The sequence below is a fragment of the Exiguobacterium acetylicum genome (genome assembly GCF_022170825.1).
Taxonomy (GTDB): domain Bacteria; phylum Bacillota; class Bacilli; order Exiguobacteriales; family Exiguobacteriaceae; genus Exiguobacterium_A; species Exiguobacterium_A acetylicum_B.
Window position 1 is genome coordinate 50098 of record NZ_CP081879.1, and the last position, 20931, is coordinate 71028.

Annotated in this window: 12 protein-coding genes; 1 reads left to right on the forward strand and 11 read right to left on the reverse strand. The window is 46.6% G+C overall.

The window, feature by feature from the left end; genetic code table 11:
* Nucleotides 1-66 precede the first annotated feature (66 nt).
* The 9 genes from K6T22_RS16675 to K6T22_RS16715 form a co-directional block, all read right to left on the reverse strand.
* Entirely contained in the window at nt 67-492 is a 426-nt protein-coding gene (locus K6T22_RS16675; protein WP_238240454.1) for an SMI1/KNR4 family protein, read from the reverse strand.
* Between the two features lie 11 nt (nt 493-503).
* Nucleotides 504-1046 carry an HNH endonuclease gene (locus K6T22_RS16680; RefSeq protein ID WP_238240456.1) on the reverse strand — a complete coding sequence of 181 codons (543 nt, stop codon included), beginning with the start codon at nt 1044-1046 and terminating at the stop codon, nt 504-506.
* A 4-nt stretch (nt 1047-1050) separates the two neighbouring features.
* Nucleotides 1051-3993 carry an ATP-binding protein gene (locus tag K6T22_RS16685; RefSeq protein WP_238240464.1) on the reverse strand — a complete coding sequence of 981 codons (2943 nt, stop codon included), beginning with the start codon at nt 3991-3993 and terminating at the stop codon, nt 1051-1053.
* 59 nt (nt 3994-4052) lie between these two features.
* Nucleotides 4053-6029, reverse strand: coding sequence for a hypothetical protein (locus K6T22_RS16690; RefSeq protein WP_238240470.1), 1977 nt, complete (start codon nt 6027-6029; stop codon nt 4053-4055).
* Between the two features lie 87 nt (nt 6030-6116).
* Entirely contained in the window at nt 6117-8858 is a 2742-nt protein-coding gene (locus tag K6T22_RS16695; protein WP_238240523.1) for a PD-(D/E)XK nuclease family protein, read from the reverse strand.
* Entirely contained in the window at nt 8752-11844 is a 3093-nt protein-coding gene (locus tag K6T22_RS16700; RefSeq protein ID WP_238240477.1) for a UvrD-helicase domain-containing protein, read from the reverse strand. The genes K6T22_RS16695 and K6T22_RS16700 overlap by 107 nt, the downstream gene beginning before the upstream one ends.
* A 292-nt stretch (nt 11845-12136) precedes the next feature.
* Entirely contained in the window at nt 12137-12655 is a 519-nt protein-coding gene (locus K6T22_RS16705; RefSeq protein WP_238240478.1) for a DUF6998 domain-containing protein, read from the reverse strand.
* A gap of 54 nt (nt 12656-12709) precedes the next feature.
* Nucleotides 12710-13063 carry a hypothetical protein gene (locus K6T22_RS16710; protein WP_214858987.1) on the reverse strand — a complete coding sequence of 118 codons (354 nt, stop codon included), beginning with the start codon at nt 13061-13063 and terminating at the stop codon, nt 12710-12712.
* A 52-nt stretch (nt 13064-13115) separates the two neighbouring features.
* On the reverse strand, nt 13116-13766 hold the full coding sequence (locus K6T22_RS16715; protein ID WP_238240480.1) for a hypothetical protein: 651 nt from the start codon (nt 13764-13766) through the stop codon (nt 13116-13118).
* A gap of 273 nt (nt 13767-14039) precedes the next feature.
* Here K6T22_RS16715 and K6T22_RS16720 point away from each other — a divergent pair, with 273 nt between their 5' ends.
* Nucleotides 14040-14654 carry a hypothetical protein gene (locus tag K6T22_RS16720; RefSeq protein WP_238240482.1) on the forward strand — a complete coding sequence of 205 codons (615 nt, stop codon included), beginning with the start codon at nt 14040-14042 and terminating at the stop codon, nt 14652-14654.
* An 8-nt stretch (nt 14655-14662) separates the two neighbouring features.
* Here the strand turns inward: K6T22_RS16720 and K6T22_RS16725 are convergent, their stop codons facing one another.
* Both K6T22_RS16725 and K6T22_RS16730 read right to left on the reverse strand, forming a co-directional pair.
* Nucleotides 14663-18319 (reverse strand): hypothetical protein, encoded by a 3657-nt coding sequence (locus K6T22_RS16725; protein ID WP_238240484.1) that lies wholly within the window; start codon nt 18317-18319, stop codon nt 14663-14665.
* Nucleotides 18320-18373: 54 nt separating this feature from the next.
* Nucleotides 18374-20767 carry a sigma factor-like helix-turn-helix DNA-binding protein gene (locus K6T22_RS16730; protein WP_238240486.1) on the reverse strand — a complete coding sequence of 798 codons (2394 nt, stop codon included), beginning with the start codon at nt 20765-20767 and terminating at the stop codon, nt 18374-18376.
* Nucleotides 20768-20931: the final 164 nt, after the last annotated feature.

The following is a 20931-nucleotide window of genomic DNA, read 5'->3' on the forward strand; positions in this document are numbered from 1 at the left end:
CATCCGAACCTTACTGGTTTTCTTTGAAAGATTTGAACCATATGTTTTTCCCTTTTGGGGCGTCGCCTAGATGACTGGCTCGTAGAAGACGTCCAGATACTCATCGAAGGAACTCGTGATTTCTTCCTCGGTCTGTGCCTCCTCGTCCCAGAACACGACGGCCGGTACATCGAGTAGCGGATCATAGTATAGACAGATATAGTTACCGAACTGATCTATCATGAAGGGATAATAGTCATGCGGTAGCCTCTGACGCATGTTCGCCGTCGTGTCCCATATGTTGTCGATGGACGAAGGATTGAAGGAAAGTAGCGATTTGGCCACTCGTTCCTTCGTCACCCTCGTGTCGAACACGTTGGGCCGTGGACGACCCCCGTTGTGCTCACGTATCAAGGCAATCAGACGTGAGGGAAGCTCTATCCCATACTTTTGCTCATAATCACGGATGTTCTCCTCTGATTCCAATGGTTTACTCAGGATCCATTCCATCATGTCACCTCCTATCATCTATAGAACTTACCGCCACCCCAGATGGAGCGTCCACCGGTATGGGCAGTCTGTTCATGTATCGTACGGTCGACGAGTTGCAGCACTCCCGGATTCTCGGCATGATGCCAGACCATGCCTTCAGGCGTATCCCCCGCGGCAATCTGTCGCTTCTGCTCTTCCGTGAATCGTCCACTCAGTTCGGGATTCGTCCGGATTTTCTCCGCCAATTGTCCGTTCGCCTCCTTGAACTGCCTCGCGTCACTCGACAGATATCCACTCTCGTCGAGCTTAGCGTCGAAATGACTCTCGAAGCTAGGGAACACTCCCTCTCGTTTACTACCGTCGTTCATCTCGACGCTCCTGCTCACGAACGGTACACCACTGACTTCATGGAGCTTCCCCGCCAAGGATTCGTTCCGACATTTGATGTACGACGTATCGTAATCCTTGTATACGTTCTCCGAGAACGTCGTCCTCGGGAGGTCCGCCTTTCCCTCGAACCCTGACTTCTCCCTATAGGAATCCAATTCGTCGAACCGGATTTCATTCAATCGCATCTTCTCACCCATCCTTTCTTTCCAGGTACGAGAACCATTCTTCATAGAAGGAGACGTGCTCCTCGTGCAAGGTGCAATAATGTAGGAGGAGCGGCTGCTGTACCAAGGACTTGGTCCGTTCTCCTTTGACATAGAAGGAAAGGCTTCTCTGGAACCTCTCGTCGAATTGTTCGAGCGTGTCCGCCCCCATGGAATACGTCATGATTTCATCGAGAGGAACGACCGTCGCGATTACCTCTCCTACGAATGCTTCTTCCATGTCCTCGAACAGCCGTCCATCCGGATTCGTGCGTATTTTAGAAATCAATCGTTCCTTCAACCCTGATCGTACGTTCATCTCACGGTTGACGTCTTCGAGCAAGGACTGACGGTCAGGACGCTTCGCTAGGAGATTTTCGAGGAATCTCGTCACACGTTCACGTCTCTGGGACAGGCTCGCACGTTTATCATAGGCATAGGAGAACCCGGATTTGATTGCGTGCTCTGAAATCTTTCCTAGTATCGGTTCGAGCCAATCGTTCTGATAGACGACGGCGACGCCCGTCTCTAGTTTCGATATTTCTGACGTCTGGTGTTCATCAAGTCCTATCGAGGAGCCGACGAGCTGACGATCCATCGACTCCGGCAATCTCATGATGATTTTGGTGTTGGTGTTACGAATCGCCGATGGATCGAGGAGGCTCGGTGATTGATCGACGAGGATGAATCCTTCGCCGAGCGAGCGCATCTCGGCGATGCCGTTCGATATCATCTCCACGGACTTTCCTTGTACGTTACTCCCTTCGGCCGACTGTTCGACGGATGTTCGTCTCAGTAGATGGTGTGCCTCCTCGAGTACCGTGACGTGCCGCAATCGATTCCCTAGGACGTTAGAATGGTGTAGACGATGCTCTTGTAGTCGGATGAAGAGTAGACCCATCAAGAGTGATTTGGACTCGCTGGAACCGACCATGCTCAGGTCGATGATGCAGTTCTCATCGAACAACTTCTCTGACGATACCTCGTCCGAAACCAATATCTTGCTCAACTGTCCGAGCGCAAGTGAGTTCACGCGCGTGACGAGCGCTCCGGTATAGTTCCCCTTCACCTCGCTCGAATAGCGTGATCGTTCGATGACCTTCGGTAGGACCTCGACGAGGTCCGTGACGGTGGGAAAGGTCGGCTTCCTATCAAAACAAATCGAATGTTCGAGGTTCCATCCACTCTCCACATAGATGCGTTCAATCGATTCACGAAGGATGGCGGGCATCGCGTCGTACATCGGCCAACAGGCGTTGAAGATTTCCACGAGCCGGTCGATGTGTTCGAACACGTGTACCGTCTCCGGGAAATAGAATGGATTCAGACGAAGGAGCGGTGTATTCGCTTGGTTCGTACCGAAGACATTCACGTCATCCCGGTCACCGAAGACATGCTTGTACTCACCCTTCGCTGGTTCTATGACCAAGTATGTCACTTCATTCTTTTTCAAGTTCTCGAGCAATCCGTAGACGGTATTCGACTTTCCTGATCCTGTCGAACCCGTGATGAAGGTATGCATGGAAAGGCTCTCGACGTCGAGCGATAAACTGGTCTCGTAGACGTCACCCATATGATAGACGTGTCCGATGTCGATGCTTCTCCCGAAATCTCTCTTGTTGAGATAGGATACGTTCCGGCCGAACTCAGCCATCTCGATGACCGGGAGGCCAGGCGTCGATTTCCGGGGAAGGGTGAGTGCCAACGCTAGCTCCTTCGTATTGATGAGCGCTCCACTTGAGAGATTGAGCTGATAGACATCCGGGCTCTTGAACAGAGGGTGCTCTAGTCTCTCGAGCGACCCCATGATGTTCCTTGCATCGGGGTGGTTCGACGGCCAGATGGAAATCGCCGATCCCTCTATAGAGGAGTCCTCGCCTCTAACGAGCGACTGATAGTTCGCCGCGACGATCCTAGCCGTCTGCTCGTCCTTCGTCACGAAATAGGCTGCGAAGTTCCATAGTCCGATGTCGGAGGCGACGTGCAGACGGTCGAGATGTTTGTCCACTTTCTTGAGTATCTCGTCGACTTGTTTGTTCCCGACCTCGAATTGAACGCTTATTGACTCACCTCTCGATATAGTCTGGCTACTTGATTGGCTGGTGCTCTCCGATTTCGAGCTTCCTTCCGTCTCACTCGTCCCCTCCGTGTTACTGCTGGTGTTCGAATAACTTACCTCAAGAGCTCCTACAGAAATCCCTCCCCCTAAAGTATGACTCGATGTATGTGATTGGGTCTTTGCCAAGCTGACGTTGAAGGTATCCGTCAACCCCTTGCTCGTACCCTCGCTCAATCCTTGGCTCTCGTTCCTTCCACTCGAGTACGTAGCCTTCCGTAATCCGGATATCGCAGTATGCATCTCCTCGAAGCCTTGGCGCATCTCGAGGATTTGCCCAGCTGAGATAGCTTGCGCAAGGAAGATGGCACTGAACTCCTCACCATGCATCGCATTGATGAGTCGTTCCAGTCCTCTTATGTCATGGTCGTCCCGTAGGTCCTTCAGGGAGGGGACGCCTGTTACGCACGAGACCGTCAAGCTACTCGAATTCTCCACGTCGAAGATTCTGCGCGTCATCTCATGATATTCAGAGTTACGTACTTGAGTAGTCCTCGTACCAGGGAGGTTCCCCTTCATGCTTTTGAGCAATCCGTCCTTGACGGAGGACGCGGAAAAGTCCTCGTCTGTCTTCGTCCCAATATAGAATTCGATTTCGTGGCCATCGCTATGAATCATTATGCAGATGTTCCCCTTTGTGGTCCCGACCGCATTGAAGATGTTGATCAGTTTCTCCAGGATGCGCTCTTCCTTCTCGTAGACGATTTTATCGATACGGACTAGACGTATCCGCTGCATGGCGTCTTCGAGAGACTCGTCAGTTGTCGAGACCAGATCAAATTCCGTGAGACGGTGTAGATAATTCTTGTCCATCACGTCCTTCGATATCGCCAATAGGTTTTCTGCCGATTCGTTCATTATGACTAAATCCTTCATGTCCCATCTCCTCTCTCTGATGCGAGATTCGGTCTCAACTCGATGACGGACGATAGCATCTTCTGCATGGCGTCTATCCATTCGAACTGCCTCGTCAATTCCTCTATGTTTCTAAGGTCTGACTGACGCTTCTTTTCAGATAAGCTCGTACCGGCCTCGAGTCTCTGTACGACTTCCTCCGCCTTTCGTAGTTCCCTTATCAAATATGTCTTGAATGCATCTTCTAACGATTCGATAAATCTCGCGGCTTGTCCATACGTATCTCGGACCTTTTTACCGACGTTCTCTTGATACGTCTTGAACGACTCGTCCTTGAATGAACGCATGGAGCCCTCATAGGCCAATATTTCATCGAACGGCCGTCTCCAAGAACCGAACAAGTTCCACGAGGCGGTTTCAGTCGCGGGTTTCAGAAGTAATCGAGCTCTCGGCATGCCATCGCTTGCTTTGTGTTCCTCAATCAGGATTTCAGGAATCTCGAACCTTGAGCGCCAGGCCGAGGTCGACGAATTCAGTTGTTGAGTACCAGGGATGTCGTTCACGAGATGGATATACTTTTCAACATCCCGCTCGAAACGCTCACGGAACAAGGATGCGATTTCATACTCGATGCCCGTGACGGCATCGAGTTGTAGGTTCTGCAGCTCGAGATTCGCGCACTCCACTAACTCAATCATCCGAAATATGTTCGTCTTCCTCGGCACACTTTTGGCGTCTTCTATACTTCTATCGTATCTACGCAATACGGTCGCCATCCTCGATTCGAAAGGGTTCGCGGTATCCACTCTGCGATTGACGTCCAACATCGCTTTCAGATGCCCTTCTATGGCACGGGCGTAGGCGAATTCCTGCTGCGACTTCTCGATGCGTTCGTCACTTTTGAAGAAGAGGACATCCTTCTTGATGCCAGTAATTCGCTCTTCGACGTCATCATGCGCGACTCGGAGTCTTGTCTCCAAAGTTTTGAACAAACTTAAAAAGTCGACATCCCGTTCTTGAGTAGCGTACCTTTCCAACGCAGCGAATATGACTCGCTCATCGATTGATTCATCACGAATGTTCCAATCTCTCTCTTCTTCGTCCACCTTTTTTGTTCGGAAATGCTCGTCACCCTTCTCATCTCTCCAGTGATGGTTCATGTTTGTGAGAAGTCTCGAGAACAGACCACCCTTCTTGTTCCCGTTCACCTCTGTGCTTCCAACGATGGCTTCTCCGACTTCGTTCCCCTCGTACTTCTCGACCGGGCGTTCCGTTTTCGCACTCCCGAGTACGATACGTTCCACCCTGTTCGCCGTCTGTCCAGTTCTGCCATTGATTTTTCTTGAGACAATCTCGAACGTCTCATCCTCTGCTTCCTCGTCAGTGAAGTAGATCACCTGACGTGGCACTTCCTTTCTCGGGTTCCATGATTCGAGCAAGTCGATGGAACGGATATGATTAAAATGGATGTATCCACCGTCCATACTCCTCTTCATCGAAGTCATGTATGGTACATGACTTTCATCGGTCGTCGCGGTCTCAAACAACGACTTGAAAAGCTCTATCTTTACTTCGTCGAGATTCGTGATGACCAACGTCCGAAGGTTTGCATCCGATACCCTCTCATGGCCTAGCCCGCTCTCGTCGATTCGTAAGGACTCTACTGGACCCTCCTTGAGTTGATTGAGGATTTCGCGAATCATCATTATCCTCTCATCGTCGTCCATTATCTCTTCGTGAAAGACGTCCACACCTTGATATCGATTACTGATGATTTTCAGATGATCATAGTCAGTTTTCTTCCCGAGGAAACGTAAACTGAACGTCTCTTCGTTCAGTTCATCGATGAGATAATCAATCACTTCTCCGTACCATTCGTCGAACGGTTTGAACTGGAACCTCGAGAGCTTAGAGTCCTTCATCAAGTCTCTCCTCATGTAGTTGATTTTCGTAATCCTATCGTAGGGGTTATGCGACATCTCTACCATCCGCATGGACATACCACCTTCACCTTCATCTATTTGATGACTTTTCTTTTGATGTATTTTACCCTCTCTACACATTCTAGGTTATTAAAAATTTTACCGGGTGTTGACATGTGCATCTCGACAAATCATTTGATAAGGACAGTATTTACAGTGTTCACTAGGGCTAGCTTTCACCTCGACATTATCGAAGTCTTCTGCTTGGAATTTTTTTCTGTCCTTATTTTTTTTACTTCCGAATACAGTAAGATTTTGCTGTCTATCCGGATATCTTATGCCGTCCAACCATACGTACCCTGGATCATAAGGATCTTCCGCTGATAACCAGTAAGCATCATGATGGTCCCTGCTCATTTGTTTTTCCATGTCCGTCAAATGAGGGAAGGCTCGGGATACTAAACTAAATCTAGCATCCAATGCTCCTCGTGATTTTTCCTTACCATAATGAAGCAAGTTTTCGAAGGTGAAGCCTCCGTGAAAACCTGACTCGAAGACTGGTCTGTCGTTCAAGAGAAAACTGTATAGTGCTCGTCTCTTACATCTAAGATAGGTCTCATGTTGCATGATGTGAAAGACTCTTTCATGATAGTCAATCCTCTTGGTAGCATATCCTCCGTCTCCATCACTCGATAAAGAATCCACGCCTTCGATTTTGGGTGGACGACTCGTCTTCAATCCCATGAGCTCGAGATAATACGAAGGAGACAGACCTTTTTCTTGTCCCACCTCCTGGATGAACGAGAATTTGATATGCACGGCATGACACATCATGATGTAGAAAAGATAGCATGCGATTTCGAACTCAAGTTCTTTTTTCATCTTCAGTTGCCGTAGATTTACATTATTTCGGAAGAGCTCGTCATAGCTTTCTTTCTTCAAGGGCCAGAGGTTAAGTGACTGTGTATAAGGAAAGGCTTTTTGATCCATCAAACAAAAATGGATGTTACGGTTTATATCGAATTGTAGCCCATCACTGTTCAACATCGGGCTGACTACTGAATTAGTCGTGGCCCGATGTCCACCTCGCATTTCTGCAGCATATTCGTCTTCATGTGGAGTCCCTCCAAGGAAGAAGTTCAATCCTTTTAGAAGGTCTTCACGTTGCACGATTTCTATCGGACTATCTTTGAGGTCGTCCAATGCTTCACGTACTGATTCGACGATTCTCTTGTCCGCCTCTTGCGTAATATGAGGCAGTATCTCTGATTGGATATGACCATCGAGTAATTCGACATACGATTTGATATCCACCTTCCCTACCTCTTTCATCTTCCCTTCGTTACTATTGAATAGTTTCTGATACAAAGTTTCTATCGCCTGCATCCCTTCGATGATGCCATCGATTTCCTCATCCTGTACTGAAAGATGTCCGATGGACTCGAAGGGATGGTTGTACATATGATGATCTTTCAGATTTCGTTCATTCTTCTGCCTTCTCTCGAAATCAGGGATACCGAATTCCTTCGTGAGTACTTTTCGCTGTTCCTTGATTTGTCCTAGTTCTTCATACCATTGCTCGAATGATGCATTTTTTTCAATCAATGGTGAAATTCTTCTGAGCCCGGTCAAATAGATTTTGGAGGATTTTCCTTTCACTAGTAAGAAGCCAGAACTAAAAATCCGTTGAAGTAAGTCAGCCGTCACTTCATCAGTATTCTTGTACTCCCCATCTACGACATCATACCTCCCTACGTTCAGGCGATGTATATCTAGCAGGAAACTACCGAACGGATATCGTGAGAGTTGAAGTTCCCGAGGACTATCTGGATCTTCCATGTATCCCTTCAATGTACCAGCCCTCGGGGATACGAGGACATGATCCTCGTCAGCGATATATTTTCTGAACTGATATAGATTGGTGAAGCGATAGATGTCTCCTTCGACCTCATCATCGAACATACCATTCAAGATGCCTAAAAAATTCTTCGCATGAATGTTGATCGGGTAGTTATGACGGAGCGCTTTGACATGGGTCGTGTTCTTCATGTCTAAGAATTTCTCCACGGGTTCGAAGCCTCTCTCATAACCTTCTATATAGTTCACGACATGTATGACTTCAATCCACTCGCTCAATCGATCGAAAATCATTTTCTGTATGGGCATCAGGAAGTAGAAACCATGAAGGACGATTACTTTCCTACTCCTGAACAAATGTTTTACAATATGTTTCGCTTCCGATTGTCTCTCATTATCGACTCTATTTTCCTTCCCCTTGTCTACCAGTTCTACTAAAGCATCCTCGAATACGTCGAGAGTCGTATCCGAAAATCCGTCAATCCAATCATCGAACTTCTTGAACACCTCTAGTCGTTCCATCTCCTTGACGGCATAATAAAACGTCTGCTCTTCGTCAGAGGCAGTAGCGAGTGCGGATAGATTTCTTGATGTGATTCCACTCTCTCGAAGGAAGCGGATAGTAGAAAGGACGGTCTCTTGGTCCTTGTCTATGGCCCCATGCATCGGATGATGTCTTACTTTTTCCTCGTCCGAGAACTGATGGAGTACTTGTGAGAGGATTGTATACTGGTGGAGCTCCGTCGATGGAGCGAACCAACCATCACCGATCGTCTGAGACAGTTCAGAGAAAGAATATACTTCGTCCCCTATCCATTTACGAAAGTCATCATTATTGTTCACGATACCTTGCTTCAAAGAGTTAGTCGCGGTTATGTGTATCGCATCACGATAAGGCGAAAACTCAGAATCTGGATGCATCAATTGATCCGCTGTCTCATAGGTGATTATCTTGTACGGCATGTCGTGTCCTCCTCGCCATCTTGAGTAAGTCTCGCCAAGTATTAGGACGCGACCCCCATTGATTTTTGTCATCGATTCCATAAATGAACAATCGTTCCTCGGCTCTTGTCATCGCGACATATAGAAGACGAGTCTCCTCGCGAATTTGCTCAAGGTCCTCTTCGCTTTTCAGTTTTTCGTAGCCTAAAGTCTCATAGTCGAGTACAACCCGGTCATCTACATATCTTTTATATTTCCAAGCAAATTCGATTTTGCCCGAAGGAGATACGTATACGATTGTGTCCTTGATGTCCCCCTCACCTGAACGCACAATGGGATTCTTCGTAAAAGGAATCATGACGGTATCGAACTGAAGACCTTTCGCCCTATGCACAGTCAGGACACGGACGAGATTGCCATCAAAACTGTTATCGTCTAACTCCGCTTCATCAGAATCCCTATTCGTCGCGACTTGCATCTCTAGCCATTCATGAAGTGTAAGTAAATCAAGAGGTCCATCAGCGAATGTTTCGTGAATGAGCATCATGATTTTATGGAGGTTCAGCTCGTATTGTAGCGTGTCTGCCATTGACAGACCGGCTTCTCGTAGATGTGTTTTGTAATTCGACTTGTCAATGAACGAGTCGAGCACAGAAAGTAATGGGCTGTATTTCAACCTTTCAAGTGATTTGGTCCATGATTCATGAATGGATAATTCAGTGGAAGAAGAAGAAATATAGATGTCTCTCTGAATAAGCTTCCTTTTGAAAACCGGATAGGAAGAGAGGCCTGAGAATGCGGTGGTCGAAAGGGAATAGAGTACATCTCGCTGCTCAGGATAAATCCAAGAGTTGATGAGAATCATCAAATCACGAGCCGCGTATGATTCGAACAACGTCCCGTCCATACGTACCTCAAGATTCTTGATGTCTCCATCTTTCCGAATCATTTCTCCAATATCTCTAGCCTCTCCGTTCCTACGGACTAGAATAGCGAGGACCTTGCCTCCCTTTTCCTTATCGCCTCGAGTGATTTCGTTCAATCTAAGTTTGATTTCTTCTACGTCGATATCCTCTGATTTTAAGAACATAGTGTTTCCCGTCAGTCGCGTCTCCTTGTTCGAAACCATCCTGTCCTCCCCAGGCGGAAGTAGTTGGGAGGGACTTTCCCGCCAGACAGAAAAATGACGTTCCATTTGTTCCACGAGCAGACGGCTGGACCTGAAGTTCTCATCTAGTCGATAAGTGACACACCGCCCTAGTTTTTTGAGGCTCATCGTTTCATCGAGGACCGTGAAGGCAGAGGAGTCCGCTCCCCTAAACCGATAGATACCTTGCTTTACATCTCCTACGGCGACGAGCCGGATGTCGGTCGCTGTGATGATACTTACGATTGATTGAATCTGCGATACGTCCGTATCTTGGAATTCGTCGACAAACAAGTAACGATATCTATCAGACAATTCCTCGAGCGGCGCATCTGACTCATAGATTTTTTTCATGAATCTAGTCAAATCAGAAATTCCTATCACGTCATTCTCCAACTTTAACTGGTAGAGTTCTTCATCCGCCTTCATCAGGACGTCAATCACTGATTTCGTGAAATCTGATTCATCAGGATTCATAGATACGCCAGAGAAATCCTCGGAGACCACACCCTTTTGTTCGAACTTGTCCCATACGGTTTCTAGGAATTCCCTCACCTCGTAGTACCACATACCCTCGAAGGGGTTCGCTATCGATTTTTCTTGAAGTACTTCGTCGAACGTTCTTTTGACCATCCTTCTACGCTCCATCGTCATCTGAGAGACTCGAAAACCTCCTCCCAATCCAAGATGTTGACCGAAGGACGTCAGAATTTTCTTCGCGAATGAAGGTATGGTCAGGATATCCATCCGTCGCAAGTCATTGATGTGTTTCATGTACTTCGGATCGCCAGTCAATTTGAGTCTTTCGACGAGTCGCTCAGCTAGTGCTTCTTCCATATTATTGGCAGCCTCGTTCGTGAAGGTGATCATGGCAATTTGATCAAGACCATCAATCACCCCCATGTCAAGGAGATACATGATACGGGCAATGAGAGTGGTAGTTTTACCACTCCCTGCCCCGGCATTGATGGCGATGTGTTCAGTATGACTGGCATGCTCCACGATATACTGATTGTAGTTGAACCCCTTGGATCGATGTCCGTACATCTTGAGGTAGTCCTCCTTGCCCTTGAGGCTCGTCTTACATCCATCGACAATTTGAAATGGCGTGATTCCGGGAACATCGACGGGTATGTGATGGACGATCACTCCACTCTTACGAATCTCATCAAGTTCTGAAGCATTCACTTTTCCACCGAATACGATAGAATGTGACGCCATTGTCGTCTCCGGGGTCGCAACTGGAGTTAATACCTGTTCGGGCGGAGTCATCATCACGAACCGATCTACATCCAATTCAGGCCGTAACCTCTGATCAGGTTCATCCTGTTCATAACGGAAGAGACTCATCACTTCGTTTATGTCTTCTTGTCCATAAAGTGAAAGTGGAGATCCTCCCGCATCTTTATAGATATATCGCCCCTTCAACGGAAGAGCATGGAGAGGATATGCTAAAGTAGTGCCGGCATTGAATCGGCCGATAGTAACTATCTTGGTGTTCACATAGGTCTCATCTCCAGAGAACAATTGTAAGCCTATCGACACGCCGTTCTTCGTTATAAGTACGTCACTCTTAACCAGAATATCGTGGTCGAAACTCATCTTCACCTCATCGAATTGTCCTGATTCTCGGAGCAGGAAGTAAAAATGTATCTCGGTCAAGAGCGACTTATATGCAATGTTAGCCTGGATTCTCGCAGAGTCTTTATCCTTCCTCGGGAAGTACTTCTCTGAAAAAGTCCTACTGTAATCATCTACAGATGGAACACGTCTTTCCTCGAGTATCCTCGTGTACAACTCCGTCGTGTAGAGTGGCGCGCTTCGATTGACCGTCCCCCTTAATTTGTATGGATGTGACGGTCTTATATAAGAGTTCACTAGTAGGTCATATACGTTTTTCGAACTACCGATGATTCCTAGAACTTCATTCATATCAATCATGTTGATTTCTCCTCCTACAATATTGCTGCCCTTACGCCCAATCACATAATCAACTTCGTAGGAACGGGTACTGGGTCTATCTCTACATACAATTTTATCCTAATCAGACGAATAAGACGATTTTTTCTTGATTTACATGGGCAATATTAGAAACAATTGGATGATTCTATTCTTATGATTCGAGAATTCGATGTATGAACCTTTTCAGTAAAGATTAGGATGAACGTCAAAAAGCGATCCCGTGTCTTCTCGCAGGATCGCTGATTTTTTAATCGTATAACATGTCTTAATTTTATTTTAGATTGATACGACCATCTGGACCGTCGACCCGGACACAACATGACAGTACATGCTTATTGACCGCCATCTTCCAAGCCCCCATCCGAGAGTGCCAACTCTTCAGTTCCAAGAAGGTGGTCCAATCCATTTCGTATACTCCGGCCAACGTATAATCCTTGTTCAGACTCACGAGTATCAGATGGTCGAAGAGCTGTTCCTCTTCCTTTTCCTCCCCAGGTGCATTGAGTCCATAGAACACACCGGTCGACGTACTCGTGACCGTCTTCACGCTATATCTCCGACCATCCTGGCTCGTCGCATCGAAGTGCTTCATGCTGATACGAGAGATTTCGAGGTCCGGGAACGATGGATTGTCACGATACGTCTCTACTGCATAATATTCTCCGACCTCACCTACGATGTTCCGCGTGCGGACGATCCCCCTCGTCTTCATCTCTTCATACCATGCACCGTACAATCTTACCAAATCGCCATCTTCCATCCTTTTCAGACAATCAACCATGTCCTTCATGAAGTCCAGTCCTTTCCATTTCGGTTATCTACTTCGAATATATGCTCGATATCGTCAATCAATTCCATGCTCCATCTTGAAGTAGGTCTTTCCTCTAGCATGTGGATATTTCCCGAAGTACCATTCCTCTGGACGGTCCATCATGACCTTATATAGTATCTGCCCGTAAAACTTCGCGGCCTCAACGTTGTTCTTACGGCAGGCGATCCAAATCGGTTCATACAATGTCCCTCTCCAATCGCTACCCGGGATCCAACTCGAGGTGTGGACGTCACCACGGTCGATGACCCGGTTCAGCTCCTCGATGATGACTTGATAATCCTGCTGGTCGATGCTCTCCATCCGCTTCTTGAACTGTGTTTCGTAGGCCACGTGCGTTATCAATTCTCCGTCGATTGTCTTTAGCATGTTCGCTCCTCCGCTTCCTGATTCATTAGAGTCGTGTCACCGATTGCTTCATTCAGTCCTTCGAGAGCCGCAGCACCTCGACCGCGGCCTTCATGCGTAAATCGAGGTCATCGGAATTCAACGCTTCAATCAGAACGTTTTTCGCGGCACTTACTACATCCTCGTCGAACAGCCCCTTGGACTTGTATGTCTCGATGCTTCCTTCGATGACGGTGAAAGGGTTGTTCCCATCCTCCTCGATCAACTCCAGCAGCCCGGTATCATCCAACGTTCCGGAGAACTTCGTCATCGTCCCACGATTCTTGACGAAGTCTACGATCTTCTGCTGCATGCTAGCCTTCGCGACCGTCGCTTTCCATTCGACGCGACGACGATGACACATTCCAACCTTCTGGTCGTCATACTCTTCAAGATACTGATAAGGTCCGGCAATCCCGACATGAACGATGGAGCCATCCGGGACGAGGATGATGTCGCCCGGCTTCACGACGTTGACGAACATGTTGACCACCCCCGTATAGGCCCCGAGTCTCTGTCCTTCGTACCGGTATTCCCGTTCGAGTTCCCGTCGTATGTCCTTCTTGTCAGCATTCTCGAGATTCCCGATTCCCGGCCATCCGATACAAACGAATCCTTCGTCGAGGAATTGCTTACCTCGATCAAATCCATGCGGCTTGTCCTTGAGCTGAAACACCTGTCTCATCGATTCCACTCCTTCTCCTCCAGATAGGATTTCCACTTCATGAACATAGTATAACGGAATGAAAACGAAATTACAACACCCTAAAACCCTAAGGGTTAAATTAGGGTTTTAGGGTTTCTAAGAAGGTTCGCTTTTCAATTTTTCGACAGTACGGGTCCTGAATGATTTATAGTATTGAGGTAGATCATCAGAAAAGGACCGAATCAATCATCCGGCCCTACTTCATATACATCATAACGTGGCGTATCATCCGTCACGGAGGAGTCGATTCAAATGGAAGTCAAATATTCACAAAAGGAACTCATCGAGCTGGTCCGTCATCTTCAACAGGATAGGAAAAGGACCATCAACGCCGCGATGTATGACAAGTTGGCTCGTCGCGATTCATATCCGCCACTTAAGGATGTCATCGACGTCTTCGGTTCGTGGACGCAACTCCTTGTCCATGCAGGAATCATCTCTCTCGATGAGCTTGATTCACATGCCATATGGCGCCTCGATCATCTTCGGATGCCGAGGGAGAAATGGACGATACAGGAGAGTCTCACCATCTGCCGTCATCTCCATGGGAAGTATCTCTCGACTTCCGACTATAACCGGATACGTAAGGAACATCCCGAGATGCCGAGCCGAGCGACCATCGTGAACAAGCATGGCAGTTGGGCGGAAGCCTTGAGGCACCATGGCTTGACCCCACATAGCCGTTTCACGGATGACGAATGCCTTGATTTCTTGAGGACTGCCCTCTCTGCGCGCGAAGGTGCGCTGAACTCCGTCGAATACGACCGCTGGGCGATTGAGAATGGCGCACCGCGGCTCCTCGCATTGACGAAGCGGTTCGGCTCATGGCCGGGCGCGTTGGCGAAGGCACGGGCAACCTCTGATTAAGAAAGGCTTTATTTTATCTCTACGCCTGCGTATAACTGTTCGAAGAAGTCTCTCTTGTCGAAATGGATTCGTCTTGTCTCCGGGACGTAGTGAGCACCAGTCATCCGTATCTTCTCGAGGGTCTTATTCGGATCGAGCGAGATTCCGAACTCCTGTGTGACGAACGATAGGAGTTCGTCCACGGACATGCCGTCAATGATACAGTCTCGGACGAAGTCGGTGAGATTCCTGACATGTTCACCTCGATAGAAGATGTCGCCCGTCGCCGATGGGATATAACGTATCCCTTCATGTGCTCGACAAAGTCGTTCGTAGAAGATGTCATCGAAGCCCAGTTCAAGGATTTTATGCGGGACTCGTTCGTGGATGTTCTTGACGGTGAAGTATCTCTCGTCGGAAAAACTTCTAGAGACGATCTTCTGGAAATCGATGAGACCTGATTTTGCGATGCCTATCTTCTCGAGTACGGAGATGTTCATGTAGTGATTTCTCCCTATCTGTAGGAGGTCGAGTCCTGACTGGAGTTCCGATATTGTCTTCCGGAACGACCGTGTCTTCAGTAACGGAGATTCATCCAGCACAAAGTACTGATTTCCCATGAGAAGATTTCGGTAATAGCATTCACCACTCCCTATCTCTTCTCGGACGATAAATCCGCCACTCAACACATAACCAACGCTTTTCAACATTTTTTTGTTCAGATATAGATTTCCTGAAGATTTGAGGACGGGAAATCCATCAATCAAATCCTGAGCGATATAGATGTCGTCGACGAGGATTCTTTTAAGGAAATTCTTATGAATCGTCGCTGGTATAGCAGACACATGGATTAGTTTTCGTTCAGGCGTGACGTATTCCGGCAAATCAGTAAGCACGCGAGTCCGCGTGGATGGTCCATGTAACCCAAAATTCTGCTCTAGATGATTGATGAAGGCGTCCAGAGTGATGGGGGATAGCTTCTTGATCAATCCGGTGAACCATTTGATTTTATCCTCGACGCCTATCGCGAACTCTGGGATGCGTCTGATTTTAATGAAATCAAGGTCTAGCATACGTTTCAATACGTTATGCAGTTCGTGATGGTCCTTTATGTCTAACGACCTGAAATAGGATTCATTCGTTTCATAGACGAAGCTCGTACTGTAGATTCCTTCAGGCAGCATGAAGAGCTTTTCAAGATTTACTTTCTCCTCGACGATTCGATCGACCTCGAAATATCGGACCTTTTGGTCATAAGAGTGAATGCAATACGACGATTCTGCGATGGTACTTTCGAAATTATGTAAGGAGATTCCATACTCTTCGATGACACTTTTTTTACCATGAAGTTCTTCTTCGAGGAATTCTGAATATCGTACATGATGGTTCTTGGTGGAATCAGAATCTCGTCCATGCATGAAAAAATACTTCTTCATGAGATTCCGCTTGGTCATCTTCACTACGTCACCGTTCTCATCTTCGAAGAGCGACTCGGCATGGAGAAATCTGATGCGTTGATCCGGAAGTAGTTGATTCAGACAGTCCAACTTACTCTTCTTGACGCCATCCCTGATTCGTTCTTTATTACATTTAAGTTTTAGCAGATAAAACGTCTCTTTCTTCTCTAGGAGTACCTCCGTAAAGAATTCGTGGTCGATAGCATATTCTCGGAATATATCGATGGTCCGACGTGCTTCCTTGATGTGCGTGACCGGAACCACCTCTAAGACCTTCCCCAACACTTGGCTAATCCTCTGATGGGATACCCCTTGTACTTTCGCGATGTCGGCAGTGCTCATCCCACTCAGACGTTTCTTCAGGAAGAGTTTTCCCTGTCCATCCTCCAAAGTTTCCAGGAACTCGTCGAGAGACCTGAATTTTTTCTTCACATCAAGGTTCGAAATGCTTACGAACTTCAATTTTTCAAGGCGACGTAAACCTTCTGACGTTTCTCTTTCAATCAATCCTGATACCATGGACCAGGAACGGAACGAAGATACATCCTCTACCCGGTCGTATACAGAAATCAATCGACGGACGATTTTTTTTAGATTTGGTCCATCACTGGTCTTTTTCACACGTCCTACTAAAGGAATCTTGCCATTTTCTGCATCGATCTCGTGAACACGATTCGATGTACTATTGTGTTCTGACGATACCCTCACTGCACTGCCACGCATTCTTCCCTTACGTCCTACATATGATTCATAGGCGGACATGACTCTCTCATATACCGACGACCGCTCTACCCCTCCAGTCAGTTTCTTGAATGTCTCATAAGCCATTCCGTCGAGGTCCGTGAAGCGTATCCGTGACGGGATCAGGATATTTTTAACGATATACTCACTCATCCCTTCTTCTGCAAGGACGAGGTGGTATAGCGATGTCATGCCATTCAAAGAATCAATCTCTTGTGGATTCAAATCAGCCAGGAGAGTCTTAATCGACTTTCTGATGGTTTGATTCGGCCAAATTTCTCCTTGTACCTTCCTACGTTTGATGATTTCGAGCGTGACGCCCGACTCCATCATCTTCGCTAGCTGACGGAAGCTGACGTCACGCCCCTTCTCGATTGCTAAATCGGCAAGGCATAATACTCTCTCGTCCATCCACACATCTGTATGATGTGAGGAATCCTTAATATTTTTTCCAGACGAGTATCCAACACCTTCATCGATGTCCAACCTTCCTTGGTGCCTGATATAAGAGTCGTAGGCGGACATGAGCTTCTTGTAGATGGATAACCTCTCCGCTCTTCCCGTCCGTCTTTGGAAGTCTTCATAGGTCATTCCTTCTAAATCCGTAAAGCGTATCCGTGACGGAATCAAGATTGTATTCACGATATATTCGCTCACACCTCCCTTGACCAGTACTAGATGATATAGCGATGTCATATCGTCCAAAGAAGCAACCTCTTCCTGGCTCATGTCAGCGAGAAGTGCCTTCACGGATTTTTTGATGGTCGAGTTCGGCCATATTTCTTTCCGGGTCGTTTTTCGGTTTATCTCCTCGAAAAGGACCCCTGATTCCATCATCCTCGACATCGAGCGGAAACTGACATCATGTCCTTTCTCGATCGCTACGTCAACAAGACATAACAATCTTCCATCCAATCGCTTTATTGATAGTGTCTCTCGGTCCCTATCCTCGGAACTACTTATAGATTTAATAAAACGTTCATCCAGTGACGATTTTCTATTCACATTAATACGAAGTCTTCCGTTTTGTTCGATGTACGACAGATAGGCAGACATGACCTTCTTGTATACCGAAAGTCTCTCGACCCCTCCGGTCCGGCTCTTGAAGTACTCATAGGTCATTCCCTCAAGATCCTCGAGTCGTATTCGAGACGGAATCAAGATTGTATTCACGATATATTCGCTCACACCTCCCTTGACCAGTACTAGATGATACAACGATGTCATGTGAGCCAGCGAGTCCACCTCTTGTTGGGTCATATTGTTCAGTAGAAATTTCACCTTTTCTTTCGTTGCAAGGTTTGGCCATATTTCTTCAGGGCTCTTTCTACGGTTGATGGCCTCGAGCGTGACGCCCGACTCCATCATCTTCGACATCGAACGGAAATTAAGGTTCTGGCCTTTCTCTACTGAAAGGTCTACCAGGCAGAGGAGTCTTCCATCCGACATCCGTTTTTTTTCTATTCGTGACAATTCTTGATCTTTCATTTAATAATCATCCTTCTTAATCAATCTGAAACCATCGACAGGAACTACAGACGTTTAATCCTCTGGTCCATATACCATGTCCAAGAAACTTTGCCTATTCAAGAACACTCGCTCCAGCTCTTGAACATAGTACATATCAGAGCCTCTTATTTTTTCAATTAATTTTGACAATGCGATATCGATACCGTACATTCTACGGATGTCTGATTGTAGGACGTCGATATCCATTCCGTCATGTACGACGCATTCGATGAAGTCCACCTGTCTCTTTTTTTCTTTCGAACAATACATCACGATGGATGTCGCGAACTGAATGAAACGTATTCGTTTGTCGTACCGACAGATACTCTCATAGAAAATACCATCGAACCCGAGACCTAGGATGGCATGATTCAATTCTTCTTGTATGTTCTTGACGGAGAAGAACCGACCGTCAGAAAAGTGTTCAAAAACTTTTTCCCGAAAATCCAACATCTCTTTTTTACTGACACCCGCACGTTCAAGGACCGAAATGTTCATGTACGTCTCGTCGTCCACTCGGAACAAATCAAGATTCTGCTGAAGATTGACAAGAACCTTCCAGAATGATTGTGTATTTTGTACTGCTGAAGAGTCATCGGTCTGGAAATAATCCTTCGTCAACAAAAAGTGACGGAAGTACCTTTCAGCATTCCCAAAACCTTTCCTTATCACGAATCCACCTCGTAAATCATAGCCGATCATGCCAAGATTTCGGTTATTCAGATATAGTTGACGGAAATTCTTTACGTCGGAATGTCGATTGATCAACTCTGGCACCGTATAGATATCGTCGACCAGAACGGTCTTGATGAATGATTCTTCCTCCGTACTCAACTCGGTAATATCATGTACAAGTTCGTTACGTGGAGTTAGATAGACTGACAACTCCATCTGTATCAAACTTCTCGACGAAGAGGCAAGAAGACCGAATCTTTCCTCTAACATCGATACGAATGCATCGAGAGGTATTGGACCCCATTCATCGATGAGACCTATTAACCAATCTAGTTTGCTCGTCACACCGACACTGAACTCTGGCATACGTCTAGTCTGAACCGTCTCTATGTGGAGGTTGTCTTTTACGATGTTATGGAGTTCGAAGTAGTCTCGGATATCGAGAGCGAGGAAATAGTGAGCATGGCGCTCATAAATAATACGCATGTTATAGATACCGGGATCCAGTCGAAACAACTCTCGGAATGTGTTCTCCTCCTCGAGAATAGGCTTAACATCAAAATACCGGACCCTTCTTTTCGAGGATTGCAAACAACTTTCTATCCTGTCAGCAATTCCTTCAAATGCCCTTTCCGAAATCATGTAGTGTCTAATTACTTCCTCTTGGTTTCTAAGTTCTTCTTCTAAAAAGGATAGATATCGACGATGATGCTCAGTGACATGCTTAACTTCACGTCCTTCTAGAAAAAAATACTTCTCGACAAGACCCTTCTTCGAGAGAGGTGAGGCATTTCCCAAAACGTCTTCGTAAAGCCCTTCACTGACGAGCATCCGCTGTCTCTGCTCTGATTGTAAGAAAGAATAGATTTTTCTTTTGGACGAAGTACCTTTCGAACACTTTTCAGAAAGGAAATGATAGGTTTCTTTTCGTTCGCCTAACACAGTCTCGAAGAAGACAGGATCAAGTTCGTAACTCTCAAATAGATATCTCATCCGTCTGGCTTCTATGATGTGTGTCAGAGGGATGCCAGAGACGACTTTTTCTAGAATTTGTCTGATTCTTTCACGTGTCACATTGTTGATGTCACCTATTTCTTGGAGCGTCATCCCTTTCAGACGCTGTTCCATGATAGTTCTGCTTGTTTCTGGTATAGATGATAGGGCTTCTTCTAGGTGTCTGGTTCGCTTGCTCACTTGTTCTTCTCTAATATGGACTAGACCGTTTTGCGCTAGACGTTCTAATCCCGCAGAGACCTCGTGTTCTTGCAATCCCGTTTTTTCCACCCAGTCTCCTGGTATGGATTGGTCTGGCATTTCGTCGTATACGCTGGTCAAATCTTTTTCGATTTGATTCACTAATCGTTTCCCTAACTTTCTCGTCTGTATGATGCCAGTATCGTAGGACTCATCCCTGACACCACCATCGTTCTCGAATGCCTTCATTAGTTTGATGAAGATGGCTTTACGCTCACCACCACCTGTCAGCCTTCTGAATGTTTCATAATCAATCGTCGTTAGATGTTCGTATCTTATTCCCGAGGGATGCAATAAATTTCTTACGATGTTCTCACTCACACCTCCATCTACCAAGACGAGTCTGTAGAGAGACTTCTTCTCTTCCATGATTGAGAGATCTTCTTCTTTGGCATCAAGAAATAGGCCGTGAAGTTTCTCCTTCACGTTCGCCCGTATCCCTCCTACCAGTTCCTCATCCCACTCTATGAAATCTTCTAGTGTATAGCCATCTTTCATCAACTTCGCTATCGATTGCAGGCTAAGCGTCGTGTCCTTCGAGTCCGCTAAATCAAGAACCCCTAACAAGCGAACATCCCTATCCTTCATCTCATCACGCCCCATCTCTTCCCCTCCTTCTTCAATCATTGCAACATAATTATTTTTAGATGTTTTTCAAATCG

Coding starts and splice junctions, on each gene's coding strand:
- K6T22_RS16715 (WP_238240480.1), bottom strand. CDS start 13,766: ATGAGACAGGTGTTTCAGCTCAAGGACAAGCCGCATGGATTTGATCGA.
- K6T22_RS16695 (WP_238240523.1), bottom strand. CDS start 8,858: ATGGAATCGATGACAAAAATCAATGGGGGTCGCGTCCTAATACTTGGC.
- K6T22_RS16685 (WP_238240464.1), bottom strand. CDS start 3,993: ATGGACAAGAATTATCTACACCGTCTCACGGAATTTGATCTGGTCTCG.
- K6T22_RS16725 (WP_238240484.1), bottom strand. CDS start 18,319: ATGAAAGATCAAGAATTGTCACGAATAGAAAAAAAACGGATGTCGGAT.
- K6T22_RS16700 (WP_238240477.1), bottom strand. CDS start 11,844: ATGATTGATATGAATGAAGTTCTAGGAATCATCGGTAGTTCGAAAAAC.
- K6T22_RS16720 (WP_238240482.1), top strand. CDS start 14,040: ATGGAAGTCAAATATTCACAAAAGGAACTCATCGAGCTGGTCCGTCAT.
- K6T22_RS16690 (WP_238240470.1), bottom strand. CDS start 6,029: ATGCGGATGGTAGAGATGTCGCATAACCCCTACGATAGGATTACGAAA.
- K6T22_RS16730 (WP_238240486.1), bottom strand. CDS start 20,767: ATGAAAGATGGCTATACACTAGAAGATTTCATAGAGTGGGATGAGGAA.
- K6T22_RS16675 (WP_238240454.1), bottom strand. CDS start 492: ATGATGGAATGGATCCTGAGTAAACCATTGGAATCAGAGGAGAACATC.
- K6T22_RS16705 (WP_238240478.1), bottom strand. CDS start 12,655: ATGAAGGACATGGTTGATTGTCTGAAAAGGATGGAAGATGGCGATTTG.
- K6T22_RS16710 (WP_214858987.1), bottom strand. CDS start 13,063: ATGCTAAAGACAATCGACGGAGAATTGATAACGCACGTGGCCTACGAA.
- K6T22_RS16680 (WP_238240456.1), bottom strand. CDS start 1,046: ATGCGATTGAATGAAATCCGGTTCGACGAATTGGATTCCTATAGGGAG.